This window comes from Streptomyces sp. NPDC020192, assembly GCF_044388685.1.
GTDB lineage: Bacteria > Actinomycetota > Actinomycetes > Streptomycetales > Streptomycetaceae > Streptomyces.
Genome location: NZ_JBIRXG010000021.1, coordinates 42706 through 56239 on the forward strand (window position 1 = coordinate 42706; position 13534 = coordinate 56239).

At 71.9% G+C, this 13534-nt stretch carries 11 protein-coding genes; 8 read left to right on the plus strand and 3 right to left on the minus strand.

Features of this window, described 5'->3' with window-relative positions; all coding sequences use genetic code 11:
* Positions 1-16: 16 nt before the first annotated feature.
* Genes ACH47Z_RS33225 through ACH47Z_RS33250 form a run of 6 tightly spaced genes read left to right on the plus strand, consistent with a single transcriptional unit; the run spans position 17 to position 7055 of the window.
* Entirely contained in the window at positions 17-946 is a 930-nt protein-coding gene (locus tag ACH47Z_RS33225; RefSeq protein WP_399080398.1) for a hypothetical protein, read from the plus strand.
* 11 nt (positions 947-957) lie between these two features.
* Positions 958-2025, plus strand: a complete 1068-nt coding sequence (locus ACH47Z_RS33230; protein ID WP_399080400.1) for a pyridoxal-phosphate dependent enzyme — start codon at positions 958-960, stop codon at positions 2023-2025.
* Positions 2022-3254, plus strand: coding sequence for an ATP-grasp domain-containing protein (locus ACH47Z_RS33235; RefSeq protein WP_399080402.1), 1233 nt, complete (start codon positions 2022-2024; stop codon positions 3252-3254). Before ACH47Z_RS33230 ends, ACH47Z_RS33235 begins: the two co-directional genes overlap by 4 nt.
* Entirely contained in the window at positions 3251-4726 is a 1476-nt protein-coding gene (argH, locus tag ACH47Z_RS33240; protein ID WP_399080404.1) for an argininosuccinate lyase, read from the plus strand. The genes ACH47Z_RS33235 and argH overlap by 4 nt, the downstream gene beginning before the upstream one ends.
* Entirely contained in the window at positions 4723-5793 is a 1071-nt protein-coding gene (ltaE, locus tag ACH47Z_RS33245) for a low-specificity L-threonine aldolase (RefSeq protein WP_399080406.1), read from the plus strand. Before argH ends, ltaE begins: the two co-directional genes overlap by 4 nt.
* Before the next feature lie 2 nt (positions 5794-5795).
* The gene (locus ACH47Z_RS33250; RefSeq protein WP_399080408.1) at positions 5796-7055 is read left to right on the plus strand and encodes an MFS transporter; all 1260 of its coding nucleotides are present in this window, start codon (positions 5796-5798) and stop codon (positions 7053-7055) included.
* A 5-nt stretch (positions 7056-7060) separates the two neighbouring features.
* Here the strand turns inward: ACH47Z_RS33250 and ACH47Z_RS33255 are convergent, their stop codons facing one another.
* The 3 genes from ACH47Z_RS33255 to ACH47Z_RS33265 all read right to left on the minus strand — a co-directional run bounded on the left by ACH47Z_RS33255 (position 7061) and on the right by ACH47Z_RS33265 (position 10384).
* Positions 7061-8134, minus strand: coding sequence for a LuxR C-terminal-related transcriptional regulator (locus ACH47Z_RS33255; RefSeq protein ID WP_399080410.1), 1074 nt, complete (start codon positions 8132-8134; stop codon positions 7061-7063).
* Positions 8135-8565: 431 nt separating this feature from the next.
* Complete coding sequence (locus tag ACH47Z_RS33260; protein WP_399080411.1) at positions 8566-8964, minus strand: hypothetical protein; 399 nt, start codon at positions 8962-8964, stop codon at positions 8566-8568.
* Positions 8965-9292: 328 nt separating this feature from the next.
* On the minus strand, positions 9293-10384 hold the full coding sequence (locus tag ACH47Z_RS33265) for a LacI family DNA-binding transcriptional regulator (protein WP_399080413.1): 1092 nt from the start codon (positions 10382-10384) through the stop codon (positions 9293-9295).
* Between the two features lie 312 nt (positions 10385-10696).
* Between ACH47Z_RS33265 and ACH47Z_RS33270 the strand changes: the two genes are divergently transcribed.
* A complete protein-coding gene (locus ACH47Z_RS33270; RefSeq protein WP_399080415.1) occupies positions 10697-11755 on the plus strand; it encodes a cellulase family glycosylhydrolase in 1059 nt (352 codons plus the stop codon).
* Between the two features lie 285 nt (positions 11756-12040).
* Positions 12041-13516: a PHB depolymerase family esterase gene (locus tag ACH47Z_RS33275; protein WP_399080417.1), complete on the plus strand. Its 1476-nt coding sequence runs from the start codon at positions 12041-12043 to the stop codon at positions 13514-13516.
* The last annotated feature ends 18 nt before the right edge of the window (positions 13517-13534 follow it).

The following is a 13534-nucleotide window of genomic DNA, read 5'->3' on the forward strand; positions in this document are numbered from 1 at the left end:
CACCCCTGAGGAAGCCATGCCACTCAACGCGTCCACAGCCCCCGCCGGGACGGCGGTCCACGTCCGGGGCACCTACCGCAGCATCGCCCACCACGGAGAGATCCTCCAGGGCGTGTTCGAGGTCGGCGGGCGGCTGCGCCGCGGACTGATCACCCTGCCCTGCCCGCTGTACAGCTCGCAGGCCGTCTTCGAGCCGTCCACGACGACCGGCGAGGTCACGGTGCGGGAGCCGTGGCGCACCAAGGCCGGGCGGGCCGCCGAGCTGGCCCTGTGCACCCTGGGCGGCCCCTATACCGGCGGGGTGTTGCGGGTGACCAGCGACATCCCGCTGGGCCGCGGGTTCGGTTCGTCCACGGCCGACGTCCTGGCCGCGATCGGCGCCGTGTTCCGGGCCGCCGGCCAGGATCCCGGCCCCGCCCAGAGCGCCGCCCTCGCGGTGGCCGCCGAGACCGCCTCCGACGCGCTGATGTACCCGCACCGGGCGGTGCTCTTCGCCCATCGGCAGGGCGAGAGCCTGGAGGACCTCGGCGGCGGGCTGATGCGGCTGGGGGTGCTCGGCTTCGGCACCAGCCGCGACGGCGCGGGCGTCGACACCCTCGAGCTGCCGCCCGCCCGCTACACCGTGTGGGAGATCGAGGCGTTCCGCCCGCTGCTCGGCATGGCCCGCCGCGCGGTCCGCGCCGGTGACGTGGCCCTGCTGGGCCGCGTCGCCACCGCCAGCGCCCGGCTCAACCAGCGCCATCTGCCCGTGCCGGGCCTGGACGAACTCCTGCGCGTCGCCGAGGAGGTGGGCGCGGCGGGCCTGCAGGTCGCCCACAGCGGCGATGTCGCCGGACTGCTCTTCGATCCGTGCCGGCCCGACGCCGAGGCGCGGACCGACAAGGCCCGCACGCGGCTGGCCGCCCTCGGTATCGAGGAGACCTGGCACTTCACCATCGACGGATGAGGACGGGGACCATGCCTTCACTGTCTTTGCCCACCCCCAGCGCCTCCATCGTGGAGGCCACCGAACTGCCGCGGCTCGTGCGCCTCGGCCCGAACCTGTGCGGAGCGGCCTTCACCCTGATGAAGCTGCTGCCGGCCCGGTTCATGCTCGACCGCGCCGAGCAGCGCGGCGAGCTGGGCCCCGGCACCACCGTCCTGGAGACCTCCTCCGGCACCTTCGCGCTGGGCCTGGCGATGGTGTGCCGGCTGCGCGGCTATCCGCTGGTGATCGTCGGCGACCCGGCCATCGACCCGGTGCTGCGCCGCCGGCTGCGGGACCTGGGCACCCAGGTCGAGATCTGCCACGAGCCCAGCCCCGAGGGCGGTTTCCAGCGGGCCCGCCTCGACCGGCTGGAGCAGCTGCGCGCCGAGTACCCCCGCCACTACGTGCCCGGCCAGTACCACAACCCCGACAACCCCAACGCCTACGCGGTGGTCGCCCAGCAGATCGCCGAGGCCGTCGGCCCGGTGGACTGTCTTGTCGGCCCGGTCGGTTCGGGCGGCTCCACGGGCGGCACGGCGTCGTTCCTGAGGCTGCTGGCGCCCGGGCTGCGCCTGATCGGCGTGGACACCTCGCCCAGCACCATCTTCGGCCAGCCCGACGGACCGCGCGCCGTGCGCGGCCTCGGCAACAGCCTCGTACCGCCCAACGTGCGCCACACCGCCTACGACGAGGTGCACTGGGCGGGCGCCGGCGAGGTGTTCCGCGCCACCCGTGACCTGCACGCGGGGCACGCCCTGTACATGGGGCCGACCAGCGGCGCCGCCTTCCTGGTCGCCCGCTGGTACGCCGAACGCCACCCCGACGAGCAGGTGGTGGCCCTCCTGCCGGACGAGGGCCACCGCTACCAGGACTCGGTGTACCAGGACGACTGGCTGCGCGGACAGGGCGTTCTCGACCAGGAGATCGCCGCCGAGCCGCGCACGGTCGCCTGCCCCGACGACGCTCTCGGCGGCTGGGCCCGCATGGAGTGGGGCCGCCGCAGCCTCGACGACGTCGTGCAGCCCGCCGCATCCTCTTCCCCGATGGAGACCCCATGATGCCGCCCACTCTCGTGCTGGTCGAGAGCAACACCACCGGCACGGGACGGCTGTTCGCCCGCCGGGCCCGTGAACTGGGCGCCATGCCCGTCCTGTTGGCCGAGGACCCGGACCGCTACGCCTACGCGCGCGAGGACGACGTCCCCGTGGTGCGCACGGACACCGGCAGCCTCGACGCGGTCCTCGCCGCGGTGCGCGCGCTGCCCGGCGCGTCCCCGGCCGGCCTGACCACCAGCTCCGACTACTTCGTGCCTGTCGCCGCCGCCGCGGCGCGCGCCCTGGACCTGCCCGGTCCCGACCCGCGGGCCGTACGGCGGGTCCGGCACAAGGGCAGCCAGCGCGCCGACCTCGTCGCGGGCGGCGTACCGGTGGCCGCCCATGCCCTGGTGTCCGGGCTGGAGGAGGCCCTTTCCGCCGTGGACCGGATCGGTCTGCCGGTGGTGCTCAAGCCGGCCGACGGCTCGGGCAGCATGGGCGTACGGCTGTGCACGACCCGGCAGGAGGCGGCGGAGCACGCGGCCCGGCTGCTGGCGCGCACCCACAACGAGCGCGGCATGCCGGTCGCCCGGGACTTCCTCGTCGAACAGTACGTGGACGGGCGGGAGTTCTCGGTGGAGGTGTTCGGGCAGCGGGCGGTGGCCGTGGTCGCCAAGCACCTGGGCGCGGCCCCGCACTTCGTGGAGATCGGGCACGACGTCCCCGCGCCCGTCCCGGCAGCCGAGGCCGACGCGCTCGCGGCCACCGCCGTCCACGCCGTCAAGGCGCTCGGCCTCGGCTTCGGCGCCGCCCATGTGGAGCTGCGCCTCGGCCCGGACGGCCCCGTGCTGATCGAGGTCAACGCACGGCTCGCGGGCGGCATGATCCCCGAACTGATCCGCGCGGCCAGCGGAGTCGACCTCGTGCTGGCGCAGGTGACGGCGGCGCTCGGCCGCCCGGCCGACCTGGAACCCCGTAGCGCCCGCCACTCCTCGCTGCGGTTCCTGGTCGTCGACGCTCCGTCGGAACTCGGCGACGCCCCGGACACCGGGGACCTGCCCCACGTCACCGGCACCACCCTCACCGGCCGCCGAGGGATCCGGCTCGTGCCGCAGCACGACTACCGCGACCGGGTCGGGCACGTGACGGCCACCGCCCTCACCGCCGAGGACGCGGCGCGCGCCGCCGAGTCCGCCCTGGCCCGGCTGCGCACCGCGCTGCGGCCCCACCCCCACGAGGAGGCCACCGTATGACCGCCACCGGCCGGCTGACCACGTCCGTCGCCCCCGCCGCCGCGGAGATCCTCTTCGAGAGGCACTTGCGCGCCCCCGAGGACCCGGTGGCCGCCGAACTGCGGCCCACCAGCCAGGTCGACCGCGCGCACGTCGTGATGCTCGCCGAACAGGGCGTCGTGGGCCGTGAGACGGCCGCCCGGCTGCTGGCCGGCATCGAGGAACTGCGCGCCACCGGCTTCGCGCCACTGCGCCACCGTCCCGCCCCGCGCGGCCGGTATCTCGCCTACGAGGGCTACCTGGTCGAGCAGCTCGGCGCCGAGACCGGCGGAGTGCTGCACAGCGGACGCTCCCGCAACGACCTCAACGCCACCGTCCTGCGCCTTCAACTGCGGGTCCCCTACGACCGGTTGCTCACCGAGTGCGACGCGCTCGGCAGCGCCCTGACCGTTGGGGCGCGCCGTTGGCACACCACCGTCATGCCCGCCTACACCCACCACCAGCCGGCCGTGCCCATCACCTACGGCCACTACCTCGCCGGAGTCGCCGCCGCACTCGTCCGCGACCTCGACCAACTGGAGCATGCCGGCCGGGAGTTGGACGAGAGTCCGCTCGGCGCCGGCGCGGTCGGCGGCACCTCGCTGCCGATCGACCCGCACCGCACCACCGAACTCCTCGGCTTCACCGACCCGTTGCCCAACTCCCTGCACGCCGTCGCCTCCCGGGACCTGGTGCTGCGCCTGCTCGCCGGCTGCGCCGTGCTGGGCGTCCTGCTCACCCGGGTCGCCCACGACCTGCAGTCGTGGACCAGCGCCGAGAACGGCCTGCTGCACCTGCCCGACGACCTGGTCGGCAGCAGCTCGATGATGCCGCAGAAGCGCAACCCGTTCCTGCTGGAGAACATCCAGGGCAAGGCCGCCGCCGCGCTCGGCGCGCTGACCGCCGCGACGACAGCCATGTCCACCGCCCGCTACACCAACGCCATCGCGGTCGGCACCGAGGCCACGGGTCACATCTGGTCGGCCCTGGAGGCCACGACCGACGCCGTGGTCCTGCTCCGGCTCATCGTCGAGGGCGCCGAACCCCGCGCCGAGCGCATGCTGCGGCGGGCGACCGACGGCCAGACCAGTGCCACCGCGCTCGCCGAACGGCTGGTCGTCGCGGGGGTGCCGTTCCGCACCGCCCACCACGACGTCGGCGACATCAGCCGCGAGGCCGTCGAGACCGGCCGCCCCTTCGAGGAGGTCGCCGCCCAGCGCCTGACCGGGCATCCGGCCCGGCTCCTCGCCGACCTCGACCCGGCCTCCGTCGCCGCGTCCGCCACGGCCGGCGGCGGCCCCGGCCTGGCCTCCGTGCTCGCCGCCGCCGACGACGCCACGGCCCGCCTCGACGCACTGCGCACCGCCGCCGACGCACGCCGGGAGCGCTGGTCGGCCGCCGACAAGACCCTGACCGCCGCCGTCACGACCCTGATCTCCGGGAGCACCGTATGAACCGCGTCGTCGAACTGCGCAGCGACACCTTCACGTTGCCCACGCCCCGCATGCTCCACGCCGCCGCCGAGGCCCGCCTGGGCGACGACGTCTACGGCGAGGATCCGACCGTCGCCGAACTCGAGGAGCTGTCGGCCAAGCTGCTCGGCAAGGAGGCGGCCTGCCTGATGCCGAGCGGTACCATGGCCAACCTCGCGGCCCTGCTGACCCACAGTCCGCGCGGCGGCAAGGCCATCGTCGGCGCCGAGTCCGACATCTACGTCTACGAGGCGGGCGGCGCCGCGGTGCTCGGCGGGGTCGTCTACGAGCCGATCCCGACCGCGGCCGACGGCACCCTGCCCTTGGACGCCGTCGTCGAGGCCTGTGAAGTGGACTCCGACGACCCGCAGTTCGCACTGCCGGCTGTCCTGAGCATCGAGACACCGCAGAACCGCAGGGGCGGCATCCCGCTGCCGCCCGCCTACCTGGCCGAGGCCGCCGCGCTGGCCCGCGCCCAGGGCATCGCCCTGCACCTGGACGGCGCCCGCATCTTCAACGCGGCCCTCGCCCTCGGTGTGCCGGCCGCCGAGCTCGCCGCCCACGCGGACACCGTCCAGTTCTGCCTGTCCAAGGGACTGTCCGCGCCGATCGGATCCATGCTGGTGGGCGACGCGCGGTCCATCGGCACAGCACGCCGCATCCGCAAGATGCTGGGCGGCGGCATGCGGCAGGCCGGCATGGTCGCCGCCTGCGGGATCATCGCGCTGACCGAGATGGTCGACCGCCTCGCCGACGACCACGCCCACGCCGCCCGGCTGGCGGCGGGCCTGGCCGAACTCCCGGGCCTGCGCCTCGATCCTGAGCCGCCGCGCACCAACATGGTCTTCTTCTCGGTCGATCCGGAGGCCACCGGCCACACCACCGCATCGCTCATCGAAGCCGCCCACGAGCGGGGCGTGCGCGTCGCCGAGCTCGGCCGGGACCGCATCCGTGCGGTCACCCACTCCGGCGTCACCGCCGACGACGTCGACCGCGCCGTCGCGGTCCTCGCCGAGGTGCTCTCCACCGCCCCCGCGGCAGGGCGGTGAGCGTGGCCCGGTCCGTCACCGCACCGCGTCCGCCGTCCCTGCTCGCCCACCGGGGTTTCCGGCTGTTCTGGGCGGCGGACACGGTCAGCCAGTTCGGCACCTACGTCGGCAACACCGTTCTTCCGCTGGTGGCCGCGACGACGCTGGCGGCGACACCGCTGGAGATGGGGGTGCTGGGCGCGGCGGAGACGGCCGGGTATCTGCTCATCGGGCTCCCGGCCGGCGTCTGGGTCGCCCGCACCCGGCAACGCCGGCTGATGTGGCGGGCCAACCTGGCCCGGGCACTGCTGCTGGCCACGATCCCGGCAGCCTGGTGGCTCGGTGCGCTGACCACGGTCCAGCTCATCGTCGTGGCCCTGCTGGCCAGCGTCTGCGGAGTCCTGTTCGACATCGCCTACCAGTCCCACCTGCCCGCCCTCGTCGCCCGCGACCAACTCCTCGAAGGCAACGCCAGACTCCAGTCCAGCCAGTCCCTGGCGCAGATCACCGGCCCGGGCATCGGCGGCACCCTGACCCAGCTCACCGGCGCCGCGGGCCCCGTCCTCGGCACAGCGGGCGGCTACGTCCTGGCCGCCGCCCTGCTGCGCCGGGTGCGCGAGCACGACCCGCTCCCGCCGGAAGAGGCCTCGCGGGGCTCCGTGCCCGGCCAGGTGCGCGAGGGCCTCGGCTACGTCGCCCGTACTCCGGCCCTGCGGGCCATCACCTGCTGCACGGCCACCGCCAACCTGTTCAGCGGGGTCCTCAGCGCGGTCAACGTCCTCTTCCTGACCCGTACCCTGAGCCTGTCCGACGCGGCCGTCGGCCTGATGCTGAGCGTGCTCGGCATGGGCGGCGTCCTCGCCGCCGCCACCGCCGGTCGTCTGATCCGCGCCGTCGGACAGGCGCGGGCGGTATGGCTGGTCCCGCTCACCACCTTCCCCGCCCTGCTCCTGGTCCCGCTCGCGGGCCCGGGAGCCCTCCTGGCCCCGGCCGTGATCGGCCTGTTCGTCACCGGATACGGCACCGTCGTCTACAACATCGCCCAGGTCAGCTACCGGCAGGCCGTCTGCCCCGAGCGCATGCTCGCCCGGGTCAACGCCACCGTCCGCTTCGTGGCCTTCGGCGCCGTCACGCTCGGCACGCTCGCCGGCGGGCTGCTGGGTGAACTCCTAGGGGACCGGGGCACGTTGTGGATCGCGGCGACGGGCAGCTGCCTGGCGGCCCTGTGGGTGGTGTGCTCACCCCTGCGGGACATGCGTGACTTCGAGCGCACCGAACCGTGAGCGCCTCATCCCCCCGGGAGACGCAGCACCATGTCGTGCAGACAGTGCTCCGACGGCTCGGGCAGGCCGGCCGCGTCGTCCAGACCCCAGTACTCCTGTGCGCGGGCGACGAGGATACCGGCCTGGAAGCGGCTCTCGGCTCCGAGGAGCCTCATGATGTCGGCGATGTGGCGCCGGGTGGTGCGCAGGGACATGCCGACCCGGCGCGCGATGGTCTCGTCCTTGAGTCCGGCGGCCAGCAGCCGCACGATCGTCTGGTCGATCTCCTTGGCGACCTTCTCCAGGTGCTCCGGGGCCGCGGGGTGGAAGGGCGTGGCATGGGCCCAGACGTGTTCGAAGAGCTGGTGGAGAAAGGCGACGACGGACGCCTCGCGGATGGCGACCGCGCCGTTGTCGTCGTCGCGCAGCGGGATGAAGGCGAGTCGGTGACCATCGAAGATGATCATCCGTCCCACGAGATCGTGGACGGTGCGGTACTCCGTGCCGAGCGCGCCGGCCCGGGCGACGTACACCTGGCTGGGGCCGTTGAAACGGGAGGTGTGATGGTAGACCGTGCGCATCCGTACGCCCCTGGACAGCAGCGCGTGGTCGCGGGCCATGGCCTCCTCCAGCGCCTCCGGCTGGCGGTTCCCGCCGGGCTGCATGGTGACCATCTCCTCGCGGCACTCGGCGGCGGCGCGGTTCAGCGCGGCTCGTACCTCTTCCAGGCTGGGGATGACCTGCAGGGCGCGGCTCTCGCCGCCGCGGGCCCGTAAGAACCGGTTGCGCAGCAGGTCGAAGTCGTGCAACAGCCGGTCGAGCTGGGCCTGCTCACGCCGGATGGTCTCGTGCAGGGGCCGGGTGCGCAGGACCGAGGCCGCGTCCGGGTCGACCGCCCAGGCCACCTCCGCGTCCTCCGGGTCGACGCGCACCACCCGCAGTCGCACCAGCCGTTTGAAGGCGGTCGCCGCCTGCAGCCGGCTGATCCCGAGGTCTCGGGCGGCCCGGCAGAGATCGGCATCCCTGTTGTCCAGAATCCATCCATACAGCTCGATCGCGTACTCGTCGAGAACGGGCTCGTCGAATGTGTCCGCACTCATGGTGCTCCGTAAGTTGCTCGACGGCCCCCAGGGCCGGGTCTGACTGCTCCCAGAACTTCCGTTTCTCACGGCTGAGTTGTCAGGTCAAAGTACCCAATCCTCATGGCTCCCTCCAGTGCCCTCTCTGTCGTTTACCTGACAGGAGCGTAAATTTCGCCTTTACGGATAATTCGGCCACAAGGTCTCTGAATAGGAGTCAACAAGGCCTGGACACAGCCCGTTCGGGCAGGACACACCAGCTCGGTGCGATCGAAACCTGCATGAGGAAAGGTGGCGTAATTCCGCGATGAATTTTTCGCCGCAGCTTGCCGGATTCGACCGCACCTCATCACGGTCGCATGGTCCGAATACGGGGAACAGAACACCCTCCCGGAGCGTCGTGTCATTCCGGGAGGGCGGCGGTCGTCGGAGTGCGGTGTCGCCCGCGTCGGCTAGCGGACGACGCGGACGGTCACCGGCGCGGAGACACGGTCCGTCTTCGCATGCCGGTGGTGCTTGTCGGTCTCGTATAGCACGGAGCGGAACTGCAGCTCGCCGGTGTGCGTGGCTTTGACGTCCACACGGACACCGCCGTCGTAGCTCTGCTTGACCGCGTGCCAGTGGCCCCAGTGGCCGGGTTTGCCGGAACGTTCCTGTACGACGAGCGTGGTGTACGGCGCAGCGTCGTCGTCACCCTGGCCGCGCACCTTCACCACATGACCGACATGCACGGTGTGAGGGGTTGCCTGGATCGAGATGTCGCCCTTCGCGAACGCCGGGGAGGCCGCCAGTGCCGCCGAGGCCACACCCAGCGCGCCGACCACCGCGAGACGCTTCCAGCCATGCTTCATGCCCGGGTCTCCTTGGTTCTCCTCGTTCCCACGCGCCGACGAGAGTCCATCTGTCCCTCATTGACGCACTTTCGCAGATGAAGAGCGGGTGACGTGCCAAGAAGTTGACCCCTGTTTGTCACTACTTCGTAACTGCCGGCCCAAGTGGTGCCGCATCCCAGGGTGTTCCTGCCGACGGCGCCGAAGCCCGCTGACCGGCACCCTCCTGGTACGTCGACAGGGGATGGCCGCCCCGCTCATGCTGCTGACCGCCGTTGCCGTATCCCCACCCGGCCATGACTCTGAACATCCGATACTCACACACGTGAGCACATCTGCCGGCGCCTGGTCAGCTGCGGGGCGGGGCGGTGCTCTGTCTGATCACCAAACGCACCGGGACGAGGTCGGTGCCGGGGCGCGAGCCGTCGTGGGTGCGGATCTGGCGCAGGGCTCCCTGGACACAGCGGCGTCCGACCTCCGCGAAGTCCTGGTGGACCGTGGTGAGGGGCGGGATGAAGAAGGCGGCGTCGGGGGTGTCGTCGAAGCCGACGACGCTGATGTCCGAGGGGACGGACAGGCCACGTTCGTGGAAGGCACGCAGCAGCCCGAGAGCCATCTGGTCGTTGGAGGCGAACACGGCGGTACAGCCGGGTTCTTCGGCGAGGGCGAGACCGGCCGCATAGCCGGACTCGGCCGACCAGTTGCCGTGCAGGGGGGCGGGGACCGGGCGCCCCGCCCCCTCCAGGACCGCGCGCCAGGCCTCGGTGCGCCGTTGCCCGGCGTAGGACGTCTCGGGACCGGACACATGCCACACGGTCCGGTGACCCAGGTCGATCAGGTGCCTGACCGCCTGGCGGGCGCCGTCGGCCTGGTCGGTGTCGACCACGCTGTAACGATCGCCGGCATCGGAGTCCACGACGACCACGTGGACGCCCGGGGGCAGTTGCACGGTGCCGGTGTCGAGCAGATGGCTCTCCAGGATGACGATGACGGCGTCGACGGCCAGCTCACCCATGCGCGTGAAGGCGCCCAGCACGTTGTCCTGCGTGGGTACGTCGATGGGGATCAGGGTGATGGCGTACCCCTCGGCCGCGGCGTGGGTGGCGATCGCCTCGACGGTACGGCTGTTGCCGGTGGTGGAGAGGTTGAACAGGATTACGCCGATGGTGTTGAACTGGCCGTACCGAAGGGCGCGTGCGGCGCTGTTGGGCCGGTAGCCCAGCTGCCGCATCGCGGCGAGCACCTGTTCGCGGGTGGAGCCGATCACCCCGGCGTGGCCGTTGGCGACCCGGGAGACCGTCTGCGACGAGACACCCGCCAGCTTGGCCACGTCCGCCATGGAGACCCGCTGCCTGCGGCGCCCGCCGGGCACGCCGGAGCCGCCCCGCCACACGCCGCCCGTCGTCGGCGAGACCCGCTGCTCCGGCTCGTTCGGGTTCATCGCGCCACCCCTCCTGCCTCTTTCCCGCACCCGGATGTTACGCGTGGGAAAACCTTGACGACCGCTGAAGCGGGTGCCACGATTCCGACGCCTTCGTGTTTACGTAAACATCCCCTCCCGTGACCAGTCCAGTGCGAGCGGAGATCCCGCTCCACTGTCGGCCACACCGGATGTTTACGTAAACATCGTGCCGTGGTCGCGGCCGGGCCGAGAAGCTCCGGGGAGGTTCTGGTGCGTCCAGCTCAGCACCCCGGCGGCCCCTCTCCCCCGCGCCCGCGCCCCGAGCCGCCATCTCCTGAAAGGGCACGTCCGATGCGCAAGTCCCCCGCCAGAGCCCGTTTCGCCCCCCGCCTTCGCGCCGCCTTCGTCGCGGTCGCGATCGCCGCGGTCAGTGGCACGACGCTCGCCGGCAGTCCCGCCTCCGCCGCTGTGCCGGGCACCGGCACCACCCAGTTCAAGGGTGTCAACTGGGCCGACCCCCGCGACAACTACGCCGACGACTACCTGCACCTGTCCGGTCTGTCGCTCTCCGACGACTACGCCCAGACCTACGCGAAGGCCAGCCGGATCATCGAGGCCTTCCGCGCGAACCTCGGTGCCAACACCGTACGACTGCCGATCAACCCCTACACGGTCAACGGCGCCTACTGGAAGTCGTACCGCGGAGTCATCGACGCGGCGACGGCCCGGGGCTTCAAGGTGATCCTCTCCTACTGGGAGGGCACGGGCGCGCGGAAGGACGGGTTCATCGACGACCCCAGCACCTTCTGGCCCATGTGGGACACGGTGGTGAAGACGTACACGGGCAACCGGCTCGTCCACTTCGAGCCGATGAACGAGCCGCACGGCTACACCGACAGCCAGTGGGCCGACATCGCCGCGCAGTGGCTGTCGACCTACCCCTCGGTCCCGCGCGACCGCGTCTTCGTCAGCGGCGCGGGCTACAACGACCACGTCACCTCGGTGTGCGCCGACCCGCGTCTGAAGGGCACCTACCTGTCGCTGCACCACTACGGGTTCTGGAAGAACTACGCGACCTACGACCAGTGGGTGGCCGACCTCAAGGAACGCCTCGGCGACTGCGCGAACCGGACGGTCGCCGACGAGTTCGGCGCCCCGATGACCACGGGCCTGAACTACGACAAGCCGGCTCCCGACAACAACTCGATCAACTTCATCCAGGCCGACACCGACACCTTCCGCAAGCTCGGGATGGGGTCGGTCTACTGGCCCGGCCTGCGCACCGACGACACCTACTCGATCCAGACCCTGACCGGCACCACCGCCCGCCCCTGGCTCGCCACCACCAATCAGTCCGGTGCCGACCGGCTCGCCTGGGGCTGGGGCCGCGGCAGGCCCGTGAGCCGCTGAACGAGCCCGGTACTCGAGGGACTTGCGTAAGGACTTGCGCACGCCTGAACCGGCGTGAGCGGGAAACCGGCCCCTGGTGCTCGCGAGGGCCACCAGGGGCCGACGGCCCTGCCGCCCAGGCGTCCGTGTGATGCGGGTACAGAGAGCGGCCCGAGCGGACATGTGTGCGCAAGCCACGTCAACTGCCGCTTTGCTGGCTGCCCTTCACATATCCCGGTCCGGGGAACCAGTCGTACGGTCCGCATCCAGCACGTCGGCATGTCCCCCACGTATCGGAGCCGCCCCATGCTCTCCTCCACTGTGCGCAGACTCTTCGGGCGCACCGCTGTGACCACCACGCTCGGTGCCCTGGCCGCCGGACTGAGCCTGGTCACCCCCCTCGCAACCGCCACCCCGGCCGCCGCGGCCTCCGGCACTCTGCAACGGGTCACGGACTTCGGTTCCAACCCCGGCAACCTGGCCATGTACGAGTACGCGCCGGCGGACCTGCCCGCGCACGCCCCGCTGGTCGTCGCTCTGCACGGCTGCACCCAGTCGGCGAGCGACTACCACGCACACTCCGGCTGGCAGAAGTTCGCCGACGCGTGGGGTTTCGCCGTGGTCTACCCGCAGACCAGCACGGCGAACAACAGCCTGTCCTGCTTCAGTTGGTTCGACTCCACCAAGGACACCCGGGACAGGGGAGAGGCAGCCTCGGTCCGGCAGATGGTCGACACCGCCGTGGCGCAGTACGGCTCGGACCGCAGCCGTGTCTTCGTCACCGGCCTGTCCGCCGGCGGTGGCATGACCGCCGATCTGCTCGCCGACTACCCGGACGTGTTCGCCGGCGGCGCCGTCGACTCCGGGATTCCGGCGCAGTGTGCCACCACGGTGAGCGCGGCCTCCGGGTGTCAGTACAGCGACCAGCACCTCACCCCTCGGCAGTGGGGCGACAAGGTCCGCGACTCATATCCGGGACACACCGGGCCGTGGCCGCGGGTGGCGGTCTGGCAGGGAACCTCGGACACCACGGTCGTCCCGGTCAACGGCACCGAGCTGCGCGATCAGTGGACCGATGTCTGGGGCATCGGTCAGACCGCCTCCAGCACCCAGAACCTCACCGGCGGCACCACCGAGAGCGTCTACGACGACTCCGCCGGCAAGCCCGCCGTCGCCCTCTTCTCGGTCTCCGGCATGGCCCACGGCCTCGCCGTGAACCCCGGTGCGGGCACCGACCAGTGCGGCAGCACCGGGACGTACTACCTCGACTCCATCTGCTCCAGCTACTACACCGCGAAGTTCTGGGGCCTGGACGGCTCCGGCGGCAGCTCCGACGGCAGCGGTCTGCCGGCGCCGTCCGGGGTGACGGTCACCGCCATCACCGACACCGGCGCATCGCTGTCCTGGCACGCCGTCAGCGGCGCCGCCTCGTACGACGTCTACCGCGACGGCACCAAGGCCGGCTCCGCGACGAGCACGTCGTACACCGACACCGGCCTGTCCCCCGGCACCTCCTACCAGTACACCGTCGCCGCGGTCGACTCCACCGGCGCCGTCGGGACCTCCTCGGCGCCGGTCACGGCGACCACGACCGGTGCCGCGCCCCCGTGCTACACCGACAACAACTACCACCAGGTGGCGGCCGGCCGCGCCCACCAGAGCGGCGGTCGCACCTACGCCGACGGCTCCGACCAGGACATGGGCCTGTACAACATCGCCGTCATCCATACGCTGAAGGAGACCTCCCCGGGCTACTTCGTCATCGCCGACCCCGGCTGCTGAGGAGGGCCGTACCCACTC

Coding starts and splice junctions, on each gene's coding strand:
- ACH47Z_RS33225 (WP_399080398.1), top strand. CDS start 17: ATGCCACTCAACGCGTCCACAGCCCCCGCCGGGACGGCGGTCCACGTC.
- ACH47Z_RS33230 (WP_399080400.1), top strand. CDS start 958: ATGCCTTCACTGTCTTTGCCCACCCCCAGCGCCTCCATCGTGGAGGCC.
- ACH47Z_RS33235 (WP_399080402.1), top strand. CDS start 2,022: ATGATGCCGCCCACTCTCGTGCTGGTCGAGAGCAACACCACCGGCACG.
- argH (WP_399080404.1), top strand. CDS start 3,251: ATGACCGCCACCGGCCGGCTGACCACGTCCGTCGCCCCCGCCGCCGCG.
- ltaE (WP_399080406.1), top strand. CDS start 4,723: ATGAACCGCGTCGTCGAACTGCGCAGCGACACCTTCACGTTGCCCACG.
- ACH47Z_RS33255 (WP_399080410.1), bottom strand. CDS start 8,134: ATGAGTGCGGACACATTCGACGAGCCCGTTCTCGACGAGTACGCGATC.
- ACH47Z_RS33260 (WP_399080411.1), bottom strand. CDS start 8,964: ATGAAGCATGGCTGGAAGCGTCTCGCGGTGGTCGGCGCGCTGGGTGTG.
- ACH47Z_RS33265 (WP_399080413.1), bottom strand. CDS start 10,384: ATGAACCCGAACGAGCCGGAGCAGCGGGTCTCGCCGACGACGGGCGGC.
- ACH47Z_RS33270 (WP_399080415.1), top strand. CDS start 10,697: ATGCGCAAGTCCCCCGCCAGAGCCCGTTTCGCCCCCCGCCTTCGCGCC.
- ACH47Z_RS33275 (WP_399080417.1), top strand. CDS start 12,041: ATGCTCTCCTCCACTGTGCGCAGACTCTTCGGGCGCACCGCTGTGACC.